Origin of the sequence: Streptomyces mobaraensis (assembly GCF_020099395.1) — a bacterium.
In the GTDB taxonomy this organism is placed as follows: Bacteria; Actinomycetota; Actinomycetes; order Streptomycetales; family Streptomycetaceae; genus Streptomyces.
In genome coordinates, this window is the sequence record NZ_CP083590.1 from 4302146 (window position 1) to 4318624 (window position 16479).

The following is a 16479-nucleotide window of genomic DNA, read 5'->3' on the forward strand; positions in this document are numbered from 1 at the left end:
CCGTGGGGGCGGGGTGGGGGGTCTCTCCCCGCCCCGCCCCTTCCCGTTTCCCGCGGGGGACGGCCCCCGCACCCCCCTGGACGCCGGACGGGCTGAGTGGTGCGCGTGTCGGTGATACTGGAGTGCGGCAGACGTAGAAGGAAAGGCCACACACGTGACTGAGATCGAGATCGGGCGCGGCAAGCGCGGACGCCGGGCGTACGCGTTCGACGACATCGCCGTCGTCCCCAGCCGGCGCACCCGTGACCCGAAGGAGGTCTCGATCGCCTGGCAGATCGACGCCTACCGTTTCGAGCTGCCGTTCCTGGCCGCGCCGATGGACTCCGTCGTCTCCCCCGAGACGGCCATCCGCATCGGTGAGCTGGGCGGCCTCGGCGTGCTCAACCTCGAGGGCCTGTGGACCCGGTACGAGGACCCGGAGCCGCTGCTCGCGGAGATCGCCGAGCTGGACGAGCACGCCGCCACCAAGCGGATGCAGGAGATCTACGCCGCGCCGATCAAGGAGGAGCTGATCGGGCAGCGCATCAAGGAGGTCCGCGACTCCGGTGTCGTGACCGCCGCCGCGCTCTCCCCGCAGCGCACCGCGCAGTTCTCCAAGGCCGTCGTCGACGCCGGTGTGGACATCTTCGTCATCCGCGGCACCACCGTCTCCGCCGAGCACGTCTCCGGCGCCGCCGAGCCGCTGAACCTCAAGCAGTTCATCTACGAGCTCGACGTGCCGGTGATCGTCGGCGGCTGCGCCACGTACACCGCCGCCCTGCACCTGATGCGCACCGGCGCGGCGGGCGTCCTCGTCGGCTTCGGCGGCGGCGCCGCGCACACCACCCGGAACGTGCTGGGCATCCAGGTCCCGATGGCCACCGCGGTCGCCGACGTGGCCGCCGCCCGCCGCGACTACATGGACGAGTCCGGCGGCCGCTACGTGCACGTCATCGCCGACGGCGGCGTGGGCTGGTCCGGCGACCTGCCCAAGGCCATCGCCTGCGGCGCCGACGCCGTGATGATGGGCTCCCCGCTCGCCCGCGCCACCGACGCGCCGGGCCGCGGCCACCACTGGGGCATGGAGGCCGTCCACGAGGACGTGCCGCGCGGCAAGCGCATGAACCTGGGCGCCGTGGGCACCACCGAGGAGATCCTTCTCGGCCCCTCGCACACCCCCGACGGGTCGATGAACTTCTTCGGCGCGCTGCGCCGGGCGATGGCGACCACGGGCTACAGCGAGCTCAAGGAGTTCCAGCGGGTCGAGGTGACGGTCGCGCCGTCGCAGCACGACAACCGCTGACGTTTCGTCGGACGACGCCGAAGGGTCCGGTCACGGTGGTGACCGGGCCCTTCGGCGTGTGCGGAGCGGTCTGCGGAGCGGCCGGTCTCCGCCGTCAACTCCGTATAAAGGTTCGGGGATGGTGAATACTGGCGACTTATGGCGCAAAGTAAGTCGTTCAGCGGCAGGGACATGGGCATCGACCTCGGCACCGCCAACACGCTGGTGTACGTGCGGGGGAAGGGAGTGGTGCTCAACGAGCCCTCGGTCGTGGCCGTCAACGCTGATGACGGCAGTGTGCTGTCCGTGGGTTCCGAGGCCAAGGAGACCATCGGGCGCACCCCCTCGAACATCGTGGCCATCCGCCCGATGCGCGACGGCGTCATAGCCGACTTCGAGATAGCCGAGCGGATGCTGCGGCACTTCATCAAGAAGGTCACCGGCAACCGGCGGTTCTCCCGGCCGCGGGTCGTGGTGTGCGTGCCGTCGGGCATCACGGGCGTCGAGCGCCGGGCCGTCATCGAAGCCGCCTCGCAGGCCGGGGCGCGCGCCGTGCACCTCGTCGAGGAGCCCATGGCGGCGGCGATCGGCGCGGGCCTGCCCGTCAGCGAGCCCACCGGCTGCATGGTCGTCGACATCGGCGGCGGTACGACCGAGGTCGCCGTCATCTCCCTGGGCGGCATCGTCACCGCGCGGTCCGTGCGGACGGCGGGCGACGCGATGGACGCGGCGATCATCTCCTACGTGAAGAAGGAGTACGCGCTCGCGATCGGCGAGCGCACCGCCGAGGAGATCAAGCTGAGCATCGGCTCCGCGGCGCCCACCGGGAAGTGGACGGCCGCCGGACTCGCCGCCGTCGCCCGGCAGTTGGAGAAGCATCCGGAGGCTGACGGGGGTGGTGATCCCGAGGAGACTCAGGGGTTGCTGCCTCCGGACCGGTTCGCCATCCGGGGGCGGGATCAGGTGAGTGGTCTGCCGAAGACGCTGTCGCTGACCGCCGACGAGATCCGGCACGCGCTGAGCGAGCCGGTGGACGCGATCGTGATGGCGGTGCGGCAGACGCTGGACGAGACGCCGCCGGAGCTTTCCGGGGACATCATGGACCGGGGGATCGTGCTGACGGGTGGGGGTGCGTTGTTGCGGGGGCTGGATGTGCGGTTGAGTCGGGAGCTCGACATTCCCGTGTTGGTCGCGGACGAGCCTCTTGACTGCGTCGCGGTCGGGACGGGGAGGTGTGTCGAGGACTTCGCGAAGTTGCGGACGCTGCTCGACGCGCAGCCGCGGCTTCCGGCCTCCGGCCGGCTGTAGGAGGCCCCGGCCCCGCCCTTTCACCGTTTCTTGCGGGGGCTGCGCCCCCGCACCCCCGAAACCGCGCTCCGCGCGGTTGTCCTCAAGCGCCGGACGGGCTGGTTTTCCAGCCCGTCCGGCACTTGAGGACAAGGGGGTCTGGGGGCTTGCCCCCCCCAGGAATCGGCGAAGGGGCGGGACCGGGGCACCTCACAGCCGGTACGCCGCCCCCGCCGGACTGGCGCCCCGCGTGTCCAGCAGGAGCTGCGCCTTCACGGCCAAGCCCTGCAAGTCGTACGTCCGGTGGTGCTGGAGGAGCACGGTGAGGTCGGCCGCGGCCGCCGCCTCGTACAGGCAGTCCACTCGTGGCACGGGCCGTCCCATGACGCGCCACTGCGGGACGTACGGGTCGTGGAAGCCGATCTGGGCGCCGAGTTCCATCAGGCGGCAGGCGATCTCGCGGGCGGGGGAGCCCTCCTGGTCGCCGATGTCGGCCTTGTAGCCGACGCCGAGGAGGAGGACGCGGGCGCCGCGGGCGGACTTGCCGTGTTCGTTGAGGAGGGCGGCGCAGCGCTGGGTGATGTAGCGCGGCATGCGGCCGTTGACCTCCTGGGCCAGTTCGACCATGCGGAGCGGGTAGCCGAGGCTGCGGCCTTGGTAGGAGAGGTAGTTGGGGTCGACGGGGGTGCCGTGGCCGCCGACGCCGGGGCCGGGGCGGAAGGCCTGGAAGCCGAAGGGTTTGGTCTCGGCGCAGCGGACGACGTCCCAGAGGTCGACGCCGATGTCGTGGCAGAAGACGGCCATCTCGTTGGCGAACGCGATGTTGACGTGCCGGTAGTTGGTCTCCCACATGCGGACCGTCTCGGCCTCGCGGGGGCCGCGGGCGCGGACGATCTTCTCGCAGAAGCGGCCGTAGAAGGCGGCGGCGGCCTCGGTGCAGGCGGGGGTGAGGCCGCCGACGACCTTGGGGACGCGGGCGACGCCCCGGTCCCGGTTGCCGGGGTCGGCGCGGCCGGGGGAGTAGGCGAGGTGGAAGTCGCGGCCGGCGCACAGGCCGGAGCCCGTTTCCAGCAGGGGGCGGACGACGTCCTCGGTGGCGCCGGGGTGGACCGCGGACTCCAGGAGGACGGTGGTGTGCGGCCGGAGCCGGGCGGCCAGGGCGCGGGCGGCGTCCTCGACGGCCCCGAGGTCCAGCGCCCGGTTCTCGCCGAGCCGGGTGGGGGCGCAGATGACGGCCGTGCGGACCCTGCCGAGCTCGGCGTCCTCCGTCGTGGCGCGGAAGCCGGCGGCGAGCATCCGGCGGAGCTCGGCTGCGGTGAGGGTACCGCCGTCCTCGGCGGGCGGGCGGCCGGCGCGCAGCTCGGCGACGGTGTGCGGGTCGGGGTCGTAGCCGATGGTGACCAGGGAGGCGGCGGTGGCGGCCTGGGCGAGCGGAAGGCCGAGGTGGCCGAGGCCGATGACGGCGAGGTCTGCGGGCATGTGCGAGCGGTCCTTTCCCGGTGAGGAGCCGTGGGGTCCTGCGGGCGGGGACGCCGGACCGATCCCCGAATGATGAAGTACGACGTAGCCGGATGTCGTAGATCAGGTTAAGGGGATATACGACATATTCCGGGCATTGTCGCGTCAGGCGTCGCCATTCGTGTCACGGGTGTGGCGGGAGGCGGCCCGAGGGTTCGGTGCGGCGCGGGATGACTTCCGCCCGGGCGGGTATCCGGCACAGCCGGGCCGCCGGATCTGGTGCAGCATCGGAGGTGACGCCGGCGGGACCGGCGGTGGCCGGCAGGTACCGGCGGACGGACGGCACACGCGGCGGACGCGGCAGCGGGAGGCAGCGGTGAGGACAGCGACACTCGGGCCGGCCGAGCGCGGCGAGGCGCTCGCCCGGATGGCGGAACGGGAACTCGACATCCTGGTGGTCGGCGCCGGCGTCGTCGGCGCGGGCACCGCGCTGGACGCCGCCACGCGCGGCCTGGCCACCGGGCTCGTCGAGGCCCGGGACTGGGCCGCCGGCACCTCCAGCCGGTCCAGCAAGCTCATCCACGGCGGCCTGCGCTACCTGGAGATGCTCGACTTCGCCCTCGTCCGCGAGGCGCTGAAAGAGCGCGGCCTGCTGCTGCAGCGGCTCGCCCCGCACCTCGTCAAGCCCGTGCCGTTCCTCTACCCCCTCCAGCACCGCGGCTGGGAGCGGCTCTACGCGGGCTCCGGCGTGGCGCTCTACGACGCGATGTCCGTCTCCTCCGGCCACGGCCGCGGACTGCCCGTCCACCGGCACCTCACCCGGAAGCACGCCCTGCGCGTGGCGCCCTGCCTGCGCAAGGACGCCCTGGTCGGCGCCCTCCAGTACTACGACGCCCAGATGGACGACGCCCGCTACGTCACCACCCTGGTGCGCACCGCCGCCGCGTACGGCGCCGCCTGCGCCAACCGGGCGCGCGTCGTGGGCTTCCTGCGCGAGGGCGAACGGGTCGTCGGGGCGCGGGTGCGCGACCTGGAGCAGGGCGGCGAGTACGAGGTACGGGCCCGGCAGGTCGTCAACGCGACCGGGGTGTGGACGGACGACACCCAGCAGCTCATCGCCGAGCGCGGGCAGTTCCACGTCCGGGCGTCCAAGGGCATCCACCTCGTCGTCCCCAAGGACCGCATCCACTCCACCACCGGGCTCATCCTGCGCACCGAGAAGAGCGTCCTCTTCGTCATCCCCTGGGGACGCCACTGGATCATCGGCACCACGGACACCGACTGGGACCTGGACAAGGCCCACCCCGCCGCGTCCAGCGCCGACATCGACTACCTGCTGGAGCACGTCAACTCGGTGCTCGCCGTCCCCCTGACACGGGACGACGTGCAGGGCGTCTACGCCGGCCTGCGCCCGCTGCTGGCCGGGGAGTCGGACGCGACCAGCAAGCTCTCCCGCGAACACACCGTCGCCCATCCGGTGCCGGGGCTCGTCGTCGTGGCGGGCGGCAAGTACACCACGTACCGGGTGATGGCCAAGGACGCGGTGGACGAGGCGGTGCACGGGCTCACGCAGAAGGTCGCCGACTGCGTCACCGAGGACGTGCCGCTCGCCGGCGCCGAGGGCTACCGGGCGCTGTGGAACGGCCGCGCGCAGCTCGCCCGGCGCACCGGTCTGCACGTCGCCCGCGTCGAGCACCTGCTCAACCGGTACGGCTCGCTGGTCGGCGAGGTCCTCGACCTGGTGACCGCCGACCCGTCCCTCGGGCGGCCGCTCGGCGGCGCCGAGGACTATCTGCGCGCCGAGGTCGTCTACGCCGCCTCCCATGAGGGTGCCCGGCATCTGGACGACGTCCTCACCCGGCGCACCCGGATCTCCATCGAGACCTTCGACCGGGGGACGCGGTGCGCCCGGGAGGCGGCCGGGTTGATGGCGCCCGTGCTGGGGTGGGACGCGGAGCAGGTGGAGAAGGAGATCGCGCACTACGAGAAGCGGGTGGAGGCGGAGCGGGAGTCGCAGCTCCAGCCCGACGACCGGACGGCGGACGCGGCGCGGCTGGGGGCGCCGGAGATCCAGCCGTTGGCATGAAGGGGAGAGCTCGTCAGCAGAACTCCGCGCGCAGCAGCCGTTCCTCCGCCGCCGCGTCCACGCCCGCGTCCGAGTTGGCGCGGTAGGTGAGGACGTGCCGCCCGTCCGCCGTCCCCATCGTGCCCGCGTACGAGCCGTTGATCTCGCCGTTGTGCCCCCACAGCGTCACCCCGCACGGGAGGCGCACCGGGAAGAGGCCCATGCCGTACCGGCCGCGCGAGGCGCCCGTGTCACGCATCAGGCGGAGGGCGCCGGCGGGGAGGAGTTCGCCGCTCAGCAGGGCGGCGAAGAAGCGGTTGAGGTCCGGGAGGGTCGAGACGAGCTCGCCGGCCGCGCCCGCGACCGAGGGGTTGAGGTCGGTGACGTCCGCCGGTCCGCCCCGGGGCGTCGGGGAGTAGGCGCGGCCGTGCGGCTCGGGCAGGGTGACGCGGGTGCCGGGGAGGCTGGTGCCCGTCAGGCCGAGGCGCCGGATGACGCGGCGGCGTACCTCGTCGGCGTAGGGACGGCCCGTCACCTGACGGATGGCCATACCGAGGAGGACGTAGTCGGTGTTCGAGTAGTGGTAGCGGGTGCCGGGCGGGGCGTACGGGCGGTGGCCGAGCGCGGTCCGTACCAATGCCTCGGGCGGGTGCGTCTCGAAACGGTGGCCCGCGAACCCCGTACCGAAGGACGAACGGAGCAGCGCCGCGTCGTCCGTATAGGAGTACAGACCGCTGGTATGGGTGAGGAGTTGGCGGATCGTGACGTTCCGTCCGCTTTCCATCGGGCGCTCCGTCCTCCACAGCCAGGCCGCGGCCTGCCGCGGCAGCAGCCCGGCCACCGGTTCGTCCAGCCGCAGCCGGCCCTCGGCCGCCAGCTGGAGGACGACGGTCGCGACGACGGTCTTGGTGATGCTGCCGGCCCGGAAGCGGTCCATGCGGCCGATGCGCCGCCCGGTGCGCAGGTCCGCCACCCCCGCGGTGGTGAACCGGGAGACACCGTGAGCATCTTGTGACAGCTCGGCGGCGCCGGGAACCGGTCCTCGTGCAACGATGTCCTGTACAGGGGAGCGGGCAGGGTCGCCATCGCACGCCGTCGTCAGGGCCGTGACGGTGCAGCACAGCGCGGTCATGGCCGCCGTGAGGCGCGAGAAGGCACTGCGCGTCGGCATGCGCTCATCATCCATGGTCGCCCGGACCCTGGCCTTCCTCTGGTCGGCGGATGAGAGACAATGGTCCCTCGGCCGGGGTCGGTTGGTCGCAGAGCTGAATGCCAGAGGGGACGCATGTCGGACGCGGAGCAGACGCAGGGCACGACCGGGCGCCTCCTCGCCGGGCGCTACCGCCTCGGCGACGTGCTCGGCCGGGGTGGCATGGGCACGGTCTGGCGGGCCACCGACGAGACGCTGGGACGCGTCGTCGCCGTCAAGGAGCTGCGCTTCCCCGCCAACATCGACGAGGACGAGAAGCGCCGCCTCATCACCCGTACCCTGCGCGAGGCCAAGGCGATCGCCCGGATCCGCAGCGCCGGCGCCGTCACCGTCTTCGACGTGGTGCACGAGGACGACCGCCCCTGGATCGTCATGGAGCTCATCGAGGGCCGCTCGCTCGCCGACGTCATCCGCGAGGACGGGCCGCTGAAGTGGCGGCGTGCCGCCGAGGTCGGCCTCGCCGTCCTCGACGTGCTGCGCGCGGCGCACCTCCAGGGCATCCTGCACCGCGACGTGAAGCCGTCCAACGTGCTCATCGCCGACGACGGCCGCGTCGTCCTCACCGACTTCGGCATCGCCCAGGTCGAGGGCGACCCCTCGGTCACCTCGACGGGCATGCTCGTCGGCGCCCCCTCGTACATATCCCCGGAGCGGGCGCGCGGCCAGAAGCCCGGTCCGCCGGCCGACCTGTGGTCGCTGGGCGGACTGCTCTACGCGGCCGTCGAGGGCGCCCCGCCGTACGACAAGGGGTCGGCCATCGCCACCCTGACCGCCGTCATGACCGAGCCGCTGGGCCCGCCGAAGAACGCGGGCCCGCTGGAGGGTGTCATGTACGGGCTGCTCGCCAAGGACCCGCAGAAGCGGCTGGACGAGGCCGGCGCGCGGGCGCTGCTGACGGAGGCCGTCAACGCGCCCGACGAGCGGCTGCCCGCCCGGACGCCCGCCACGGACGCCACGCAGGCCATCGCCGTGCCCAAGGGACTCGCCGGGTCCGCCGCCGCTCGGGGCACCGACCGGGCCGGTGGTTCCGGTGGTACCGCCGGTGGCGAGCGGACCGAGCGGACGGCGCGGCCCGAGCGGCCCGCGTCCGGGAAGGCGGCGCGGAAGCCCGTCGCCGCCTCGGCGTCCTCCGAGCGGCCCGGCGGGGGCTTCGGGGCCCCTGGTGCCGCGGGTGCGGCGGGTTCCAGAGGTTCCAGAGGGTCTGCGGGGGCCCAGGGGAGCGGCGAGACGTCCGGCAGCGCCTTCCGGCCGCTGCGCGACGCGCCCCTCTCCGGCTCCGCGGCCACGGCACGCACCGAGCCGGAACCGATGGGCGGCGGCTACACCGAGACGCTGGTGCGGATGCGCCCTCCGGTGCAGAAGCGTGTGCTGCTCCTGGTGGTGGCGGTGGTCGTCCTGGCGGTCATCGGGACGGTCATCGCCCTCGTCGTCCAGAAGTAGCGAGACCGGCGTCCCGCTTCCGGCGGGTCCACCGTCTTTGTCCGTAGCCGTCGCCCGTAGCCGTCGCCCGTAGCCGTTGCCCGTAGGCGTCGTCCTCGGACAACGCGGGGTTCGGGGCGGGAAGGTCCGGACCGGTGACCGGTGTTGTGTACGGAGACCGAACGGCCGGGTGAGGGGCCCGTGTTCGGTGGGGTTCATCAGGTCCGACGATCTGAGCGGTACGCGCCCGCCGTGGCGTGTTCGGCACGTATCGTGAAGGGCCGGGGACGGAACGCAGCCGTGCGGCACCGCCAAGTGCCCGTCGGCGGCGGCCGGGTCGGGCGTCGGGTGCAGGGATCGCGCGCTTTGGGGAGGCGTCGTGGACGACTATGCGGGCCGGGTGCTCGCCGACCGGTACCGCCTTCCGCTGCCGCCGTCCGACGCGTTCGAGCTGGTCGAGACGCGCGCGTTCGACACGTACAGCGGCCAGGAGGTGCTGGTCCGGCAGATCCCGCTGCCGGAGGTGGTCGACGCGGAGCTCGTCGAGGGCGGGCCCGTCCCGCCCGCGCCCGGCCGCGCGGGCGGGACGGGCCGGCAGCCGGGACGGACGGTCGCCGGGGCCTCGGACCCGGCGGTGCGCCGCGCGCTGGACGCCGCGACGGCCGCCGCGCGGATCCCCGACCACCCCCGCCTCGACCAGGTCTTCCACGTCTTCGCCGAAGCGGGCAGCCTCTGGATCGTCAGCGAACTGGTCCCCGCCCGCCCGCTCGCCGCGGTGCTCGCGGAGCGCACCCTCTCCCCGCACCGGGCGGCCGAGGTCGCCGCCGACGTACTCACGGCCCTCCGCGCCCTGCACGCCCAGGGCTGGACCCACCGGAACATCACCACCCGCACGGTCCTCATCTGCGAGGACGGCCGGGCCGTCCTGACCGGTCTGGCGGCCGGCGCGGCGGAGGAGGCGCTCTGCGGTTACGACCCGGTGCCGGCGGGGGCCGCGGGGCGGGACGGGCAGCCGGGCGCGGGTGCGGGCGCGGGCGAGAACGCGGGCGCCGGGGCGGGCGCGGGCGGTACGGGGACGGGCGGTGCCGGAACAGGCGGTGCGGGGACGGGCGGTACGGGACCGGGGGCCGGCGGTACGGGTCCCGGCGGCGGATCCCCGGGGGGCGGGCCCTCCGGTGGCGGGTCCCCCGGCGGTGGGCTCCCCGGTGACGGGCGGCCCGTCCCGCACGGCGCCCGGCGCGGGCCGCGCGCCGACGCCATCGCCGCGTACCGGGCCGGCACCCTCGCCGCCGCCCGCGCCGGCCGCCCCCCGACGAGCGCCTCCACCTGGGGCGGCGGCAGCGCCGCCAGCGGCACCGCCCCGGCCCCCGGCACCGCCGCGCCCTGGAGCGCCGACGCGCTGGTGGGCGGCGCGGTGCCGGGACCCGCCGCGCGTACCGGAGAAGCGGGCGGAACCTCGCCGTCCGCCGAAGCCGCGGCCCCTTCCTCGTGTTCCTCGTGGGGGAAGACGGCCGGCTCCGCCGGGGCGCTCGCCGCCGAGCGGGCCCGGCAGGCGCGGATGCTCGTGGTGGGGCCGGTCACCGAGCGCTGGGCGCCCGAACAGGCGTGGCCGGTGCGCGAGGACTGGCAGTTGGCCCCGCCCGTCGGTCCGGCCGCCGACCTCTGGGCGCTGGGCGCCCTGCTGTTCCGCGCGGTGCAGGGCCACGCGCCGTACCCCGAGGAGAGCGCCGCCGAGCTCGTCCGGATCGTCTGCTCCGAACCCCCGGCCTACGCCGAGGAGTGCGGCGCCCTGCGCCCGGTCGTCGAGTCGCTGATGCGCAAGGACCCCGAGGAGCGGCCGGACTTCGAGGAACTGCGCGGCTGGCTGCGGTCCCTGATCCGGTCCGCCCCCGAGCCGGACGTCGGCAGCCGTACGGTCACCGTGCCGCCGCCCGTGCCCGGCGACCCGGCGGCGGCGCCGGCCGCCAAGGGCGGCGCCCGGCTGCCGATCGTCCGCCGCCGCGGCGAACTCGTGCGCCGCCGCCGGGGACGTGGGGCCGCCGCCGCGCCCCCGGCGCACGGCCGGCACAAGCGGGCCGACCGCGGCAGACCACAGGTGCCGGGCGTCGCCGCCGCCACCGGACACCTCCAGGAGCAGCACGTCTACGCGGCCCCGCCCGCCCACCGGCTCGGCCGGCTCCTGTTGGGCGCCGTCCTGCTGCTGCTCGTCGGCGCGGTGCTCTACGCGCTGCTGTTCATGCCACGCGCCTCGGAGAGCGCGGGCGCCGGGCAGGGGACGCGGCGGACGGCCGACGCGCTGAGCGCGGCGCCTGGTGCGGGCGGCACGGCCGGCCGCTCGGACGTGCCTCGGGAGGAGGGGCCGACCGCCGAAACCGGCGGCGCGGCCAAGGGCTTCACGCTGCGCCGCGACCCCAAGGGGTTCACCGTCGCCGTGGCCCGGGAGTGGCAGCGCCGGGGCGACAACGACCGTGGCCAGGTCGTCTACGCGGACGGGGACTTCGAGCTCATCGTGGTGCCGGGCCGGGACAAGGTGTCCGAGTTCGGGGCCGATCCGATGGCGTACCAGCAGGAGAAGGAGCCGGAACTGGCCGCCTTCCGGTCGTCCTCCTGGTCCGCCTCGTCCGGGCTGCGGCGCGTGGACGTGGGCCGCACGGCCGGCGCCGAGGGCACGTTCAACTGGAACGACGGCAGCGGACGCCAGGTGTACGTCCGCAACTCGGCGGTCATCCGCGACGGGCGCTACCACGTGATCCAGGTGCTGGGACCGATGGACGGGCAGCGCTCGGTGGACGGTTTCTTCGATCAGGCGACCGCTACGTACCGTGCCGGTCACGGCTGACGCGTCGTCACCGTGCGTGCTGTGGCGCCTATTTCCGGTGCGGCTCGTGCGGCGGTCGCCGGAAGTCCGCGGTGCCGGGTGTGGATCTCCGGGAAATCGAACGACGGGCTCGTGGTGATCCGGCCGCCAGAAGGCGTCGTCCCGCCCGGAAGGCCCTTCGGCCGAACACGGGTGGTAATGGTCCGGAAATTCGCTCGGGCGAAATTCTGAGCGACGGAAATGCACACCGTAATCGGGAACGGGAAATGCCCGGGTGGTGCGTTCGGAATGATCACGCTGTGTTGATATCGAGTTGTGTTCTCCATGGAACTCGTCACGCATCGGAGTAGGGTTCGCCTCGGGTACTCTCCCTGGAATGTCCCGTGCTCGTATCGGCATGGAGGTCGCGATTCCCCCGTGTTCGAGTTCGCGCGGTGTGCTTCGCACGCCGCGTGGCGCAGATACTCCTTTGCGCCGGAATATCCCTGAAGTGGTTGTTGGGGTAACTGTGGGTCAACCATGCTGTACGGGAGGGGAGTCACGGTGCGTGATCCCCTGGAGACGCGAGGCGTTGTGTCCGCCGGTTCGGATGGTGTGAGCGGTGCAGGTGCTTCAAATGCAGATGGAGGTCGGGGTCGACCCCGCGGAGGTGGGGCGGGCCCGCAGATGGGCGCGGTCGCGGCTGGCGGGATCCGGGATAGGGCTCGACGAGCCGCTGGCCGAGACGCTGATCCTGCTGATCTCCGAGCTGGTGACCAACGCGGTGGTGCACACGGGCTGTCCGGCCGTGCTGCGGATGTTCTTTCCGGGGACTCCGGGGGCTCCGGGGGCTCCGGGGGGACCGGGGGCCGCTGGGGTGGCGGGGGCGACGGGGGGCTCGGCCGGCGCGGGGGCGGCGGCGGGCGGTTGCGGCGCCGGCACGGTCCGCGTCGAGGTCGTGGACATCAGCGCCCGGCCGCCGCGCCGGCGGTGCGCCAGGGGTGACGAGACGGGCGGCCGGGGCCTGGAGCTGGTGGACGGGCTGGCCGACCGCTGGGGCTGGCAGCAGGAGGGCTCGGGTAAGCGCATCTGGTGCGAGATCGACCGGGGTCCCGTACCGGCGCGGGCGCTGCCCCGCTGGAACGGTGCTTTCGAGCCACAACACGCCCTCACAAATGGGGCGTAGGAGGCAAAGTCCAGACCAGGTGTTGACGGGAAGTGTTCACCTGATCACCCTTGGATGAAGCGATTCGTTGCGAGGGGACGTCGAGACGCCCAGGTGACCCCGGACGACTTGGCGAGTACGGGTCGCGGTCCGGCGCGACGACAGGGCTCAGGCGCCGGAGCTGGGCGGCGGCGGCGTGCGGTGCCGTGCTCGGGGTGCGCATCGAGGCGCCGCCGCCGGCTCGTCTCCGCGGATGGCCCGTATCCGTCCATCCAAACCTCCAGGAGTGAACCGCGTCACAGATTCGGGGCGGTTGCCGTCCGGATGGGGGCCGATGCGGTCCTTCCCGGTGGAACGGTTTCCCGGCCGCCTCGGGGTGAGGTGCCCGTCGGGGGCCGGGTCGGGCCCTCGGGCCGCCACTCGGAGCAAAACGGGCATTTCGCGGTAACGACCCTTTGCCAGGGAACCTCTTGGCCTCTGAGGGAATCATTCTTGGAGAGAGGGGCGGATATGACACAGCAAGCTGAGCCGGGCGCGATACCGGACGAGGCGCCGGCGGCCGCACCCGACGACTCCGCCGGGGCGGACGGCGCCGGAGACCGGGATCGCTCGGACTGCTCGGACCGCTCGGACCGCTCGGCCTCTGCGGAGGGGAAGGGCCCGTCGGACCGGACGGATCACGAGGGCCGGGCGGATCGCGAGGACCTGGCGGACCGCGACGGCCGCGCGGCCCGCGCGGAGGGGCAGGGCCCGTCGGACCGGGCCCGCGCACCCCGCCACCCGGACGGCTTCGGTGCCGCGTTCTGCGCCTCGATGGCCGCGCTCTGCGCCGAGGTCGTCGTCGCGGCCAGCGTCGGCGTCCTCGTCCTGCTGTCGCGGGAGCACCAGGGGCTGCCCACCGCCCCCGCCCTCGCGGTCGCCGTGGCGCTCGGCGCGCTGCTGCTCACCGTGCTGCTCAGCGGGTTCGTCACGGCGGCGGCCGTGATGCCCGCGCTGGAACTCTCCCGCCGCGCCGCCGCGCGCGCCGGCCGGCCCGAGGGCCGGTGGTGGACGGTCGGCGCGGTGCCGGCGGTGGCCGCCGCACTGGTGATCGTCTTCGGTGCCGTGGCGGCGCTCGGCGCCCTCGCGCCGGCCCATTCCCTCAAGTACCTGATCTGGTGGGGCGCCCTCACCGTCGGCCTGCTGCCGCCCGCCCTCGCGGCGCGCCGCGCCGCCCGCCGGGTGCGGGAGGACCGCCCCGGGAGCGTGGCCCGGCGGGTGGCCAGGGACGGCGTCCTCGCCTGGCTGCTCGTCGGCGCGATCGGCGCGACCGCGTACGGGACCGGGCTCGCCACCGTCTACGAGCCGCCGAAGCTGCACCGCTCCGACATCGCCGGCGTCTGGAACGACGGCCGGGGCGGCACCGTCCGGCTGAAGGAGGACGGCAGCGCGGTCGCCGACGGGCTCGACACGTTCGACTGGGACGGCATGGGCCACGACCGGATCCAGGACTGCAAGGGCTCCGGCAGCTGGACCCCGGTGAAGGAGAGCGGGGCCGTCGTGGGCGTCGGGCTGAAGATCGACGCCTGTGGGCGGTACGAGAAGAACTGGAGCGTCGGCGGCACGGCGAAGGAGCCGCGGATCTTCCACGAGATCGGCAAGCAGGGGTCGGGCAAGCGCTACATGCTGAAGAAGACGCACGGGTCCAAGGGCTGAGCCCCGGGCCGCGCCGGTCCCCGGACGCGCGAACGGCGGGTCACCGGGCGGGCTGGCCGTGCCCCGGTGACCCGCCGCCGTTGCTGACAGGACGGGTGTGCGCCGTGCGGTTACCGCGCGGGCTTCTTGCCGGTGATGCCCAGGTGCACCAGGAGCGCCAGGTTGGGCTTGAGTTCGGCCTGTTTGACGCCCCAGCCCTGGAAGCCCTTCTGGTGGGACGCGACGCCCGCCAGCATCACGACCAGCGAGCCGGCCACGGCGGCGGCGCTGACGTCCTTGTCCACCTTGTTCTTGGCCTGGAGCTCCTTCACGGATTCGGTGAGGGAGTCGGTCACGGCGTTGAGGATCCGCATGCGGATCTTGGCGAACCGCTTGTCCCCCTCGGCCGCGCCCAGGTCGATCACGCGCAGGATCGCGTCGTTCCGCCGCCAGAAGGCGAGGAATCCGTCCACCAATTCCTCGGCGGCCTGCCGGCCGGCCTTGCCCGCCCAGGAACGGCCGGCCACGAGTTCCCTGAGGCCCGTGCCTTCCTTCGCCACTTCCTCGGCGAGTTCCAGAACGGCGCCCTCGACGTCCGGGAAGTACTGGTAGAAGGTCGCGGGCGAGGTGCCGGCCCGCCGGGCGACGTCGATGACCTTGACGTCGCGGTAGGGGGAGGAGCTGAGCATTTCCCCGAGGCAGTCGAGCAGCTTCTGTCGCGTCGCCTGTCCTCGGCGGCCGGCCACCCGGCCGTCGACGGTGCGTACTTGTCCTGTCATGCCGTCAGCTTACCGAGGGGTGATCGGAGCGCGATTCGGTCGCATGCAAATGGGGGCGGGGGTGTGAATAGGGGTGGATAAGCAGGTCAGAGGCGTTTCGGAGGGCCAATTTCCGGGTGGTCGGGGATTGGCCCGTACCGGTGAATTGTCTTATCGACAAGTCGTGGATCCGACCGCCCGGCCCGGTGCGGCGGGGGCCGCGCGGGAGGTCGGGACGGGGGGTGCCGAGGTCCGGTTCCGGGGCCGTACGGGCCCGTCCGGTGGCTCGCCGGGGCCCCGCTGGTCCGTACGGGGGGCGGCGGGGGGAACGCGGTACGGGCTCCGTCGGCGGCCGCGCGGGACCGGGCGTCCGTCGCTACCGTGGCCGGTGCGACACCCCGCCCGGCCATCCGGCCCGCGCGGGCGGACCGGTGCGGTGCGGAGGGAAGGGAGCGGGCGCCATGGGCGCAGCGACGGACGGAGCCCCGCGGACCACGCCGTGCTGGGCGGACGTGACCCTGCCCGACGTCGAGGCGGGCAAGCGCTTCTACGGCGGGCTCTTCGGCTGGACCTTCGAGGAGGGCGACCCGGAGGCGGGGCCGTACGCGCGGGCCCTGCACGAGGGCGCGGAGGTCGCGGCCCTCGCGCCCAAGCCGGACGGGCGGATGCCCACGGCCTGGTGCGTCTACTTCTCCTCGCCCGACGCCGAGGCCACCGCCGAGCGGATCCGGGCGGAGGGCGGACAGGTCGTCACCGGACCGGCCCAGGCGGGCCCGTACGGCACGCTGCTGCTCGCCGCGGACCCGGGCGGGGCCGTGTTCGGCGTCTGGCAGGCCGCCGCCCACCGGGGGTTCGGCAAGCGCGGCACCCCCGGGGCCTACGGCTGGGCGGAGGTGTACACGCGCGAGCCGGCGGCCGTCGACGCCTTCTACGAACGGGTCTTCGGGCTCACGGCGCACGACCTGGGGGAGTCGGGGGAGTCAGGTGAGCCGGGGGAGCCGGGGGATGCGGGTGAGGCTGCGGGGTTCGACTACGCCGTCTGGACGCCCGCCGGGGAGCCGCTGGCGCCGGAGCACGCGGTCGGCGGGCGGGCCGTCATGGACGAGGCGTCCTTCCCGGCGGCGATGCCCGCCCACTTCCTCGTCTACTTCGTCGTCGCCGACTGCGACGAGGCGTGCCGCGCGGCGCGGCGGCTGGGCGGCCGGATCCGGCGCGAGGCGCGGGACTCGGCGTACGGGCGGTTCGCGGTGCTGACCGACGATCAGGGGGCGGATTTCGCGGTCGTCGATCCGGCGCGGCCGGGGGAGGGCTGAGGGGCGCGCCGCCCGCCGGTAAGCCGCCCTGAACGCTTGGTGCTCCTGTGCGCGGAGAGGCGGAACAGCCCC

General features: G+C 73.9%; 11 protein-coding genes and 1 pseudogene. 8 read left to right on the forward strand and 4 right to left on the reverse strand.

From position 1 onward, the window contains the following. The first annotated feature begins 154 nt into the window (after nucleotides 1–154). Nucleotides 155–1282: a GuaB3 family IMP dehydrogenase-related protein gene (locus K7I03_RS18905; RefSeq protein WP_004955655.1), complete on the forward strand. Its 1128-nt coding sequence runs from the start codon at nucleotides 155–157 to the stop codon at nucleotides 1280–1282. A gap of 138 nt (nucleotides 1283–1420) precedes the next feature. Beyond that, nucleotides 1421–2569 carry a rod shape-determining protein gene (locus K7I03_RS18910; protein ID WP_185942523.1) on the forward strand — a complete coding sequence of 383 codons (1149 nt, stop codon included), beginning with the start codon at nucleotides 1421–1423 and terminating at the stop codon, nucleotides 2567–2569. 189 nt (nucleotides 2570–2758) lie between these two features. On the opposite strand, the gene K7I03_RS18915 is transcribed toward K7I03_RS18910, so the two are convergent. Next, on the reverse strand, nucleotides 2759–4027 hold the full coding sequence (locus tag K7I03_RS18915; protein ID WP_185942524.1) for a nucleotide sugar dehydrogenase: 1269 nt from the start codon (nucleotides 4025–4027) through the stop codon (nucleotides 2759–2761). A 355-nt stretch (nucleotides 4028–4382) separates the two neighbouring features. On the opposite strand from K7I03_RS18915, the gene K7I03_RS18920 reads away from it, so the two are divergent. Beyond that, the gene (locus K7I03_RS18920) at nucleotides 4383–6092 is read left to right on the forward strand and encodes a glycerol-3-phosphate dehydrogenase/oxidase (protein ID WP_185942525.1); all 1710 of its coding nucleotides are present in this window, start codon (nucleotides 4383–4385) and stop codon (nucleotides 6090–6092) included. A 13-nt stretch (nucleotides 6093–6105) separates the two neighbouring features. Here K7I03_RS18920 and K7I03_RS18925 read toward each other — a convergent pair whose 3' ends face one another. Then, entirely contained in the window at nucleotides 6106–7242 is a 1137-nt protein-coding gene (locus K7I03_RS18925; protein WP_185942526.1) for a serine hydrolase domain-containing protein, read from the reverse strand. A gap of 114 nt (nucleotides 7243–7356) precedes the next feature. Here K7I03_RS18925 and K7I03_RS18930 point away from each other — a divergent pair. Further along, nucleotides 7357–8251 (forward strand): annotated as a pseudogene (locus K7I03_RS18930) (serine/threonine-protein kinase); the annotation flags it as partial. Nucleotides 8252–9079: 828 nt separating this feature from the next. Then, nucleotides 9080–11539 (forward strand): protein kinase, encoded by a 2460-nt coding sequence (locus K7I03_RS18935; RefSeq protein ID WP_185942528.1) that lies wholly within the window; start codon nucleotides 9080–9082, stop codon nucleotides 11537–11539. On the opposite strand, the gene K7I03_RS18940 is transcribed toward K7I03_RS18935, so the two are convergent. Beyond that, nucleotides 11530–11814, reverse strand: coding sequence for a hypothetical protein (locus K7I03_RS18940; protein ID WP_185942529.1), 285 nt, complete (start codon nucleotides 11812–11814; stop codon nucleotides 11530–11532). The genes K7I03_RS18935 and K7I03_RS18940 overlap by 10 nt on opposite strands. 305 nt (nucleotides 11815–12119) lie before the next feature. Between K7I03_RS18940 and K7I03_RS18945 the strand changes: the two genes are divergently transcribed. Continuing rightward, nucleotides 12120–12683: an ATP-binding protein gene (locus K7I03_RS18945; protein WP_185942530.1), complete on the forward strand. Its 564-nt coding sequence runs from the start codon at nucleotides 12120–12122 to the stop codon at nucleotides 12681–12683. Between the two features lie 489 nt (nucleotides 12684–13172). After that, the gene (locus tag K7I03_RS18950) at nucleotides 13173–14357 is read left to right on the forward strand and encodes a hypothetical protein (protein WP_185942531.1); all 1185 of its coding nucleotides are present in this window, start codon (nucleotides 13173–13175) and stop codon (nucleotides 14355–14357) included. Between the two features lie 110 nt (nucleotides 14358–14467). Here the strand turns inward: K7I03_RS18950 and K7I03_RS18955 are convergent, their stop codons facing one another. Further along, nucleotides 14468–15115: a TetR family transcriptional regulator gene (locus tag K7I03_RS18955; RefSeq protein ID WP_185942532.1), complete on the reverse strand. Its 648-nt coding sequence runs from the start codon at nucleotides 15113–15115 to the stop codon at nucleotides 14468–14470. Nucleotides 15116–15555: 440 nt separating this feature from the next. On the opposite strand from K7I03_RS18955, the gene K7I03_RS18960 reads away from it, so the two are divergent. Continuing rightward, complete coding sequence (locus tag K7I03_RS18960; RefSeq protein ID WP_185942533.1) at nucleotides 15556–16407, forward strand: VOC family protein; 852 nt, start codon at nucleotides 15556–15558, stop codon at nucleotides 16405–16407. Nucleotides 16408–16479 lie beyond the last annotated feature (72 nt).

Excerpts from the sequence above, each read along its gene's own strand:
- K7I03_RS18960 (WP_185942533.1), top strand. The coding sequence starts at position 15,556 with ATGGGCGCAGCGACGGACGGAGCCCCGCGGACCACGCCGTGCTGGGCG.
- K7I03_RS18925 (WP_185942526.1), bottom strand. The coding sequence starts at position 7,242 with ATGCCGACGCGCAGTGCCTTCTCGCGCCTCACGGCGGCCATGACCGCG.
- K7I03_RS18910 (WP_185942523.1), top strand. The coding sequence starts at position 1,421 with ATGGCGCAAAGTAAGTCGTTCAGCGGCAGGGACATGGGCATCGACCTC.
- K7I03_RS18915 (WP_185942524.1), bottom strand. The coding sequence starts at position 4,027 with ATGCCCGCAGACCTCGCCGTCATCGGCCTCGGCCACCTCGGCCTTCCG.
- K7I03_RS18950 (WP_185942531.1), top strand. The coding sequence starts at position 13,173 with ATGACACAGCAAGCTGAGCCGGGCGCGATACCGGACGAGGCGCCGGCG.
- K7I03_RS18955 (WP_185942532.1), bottom strand. The coding sequence starts at position 15,115 with ATGACAGGACAAGTACGCACCGTCGACGGCCGGGTGGCCGGCCGCCGA.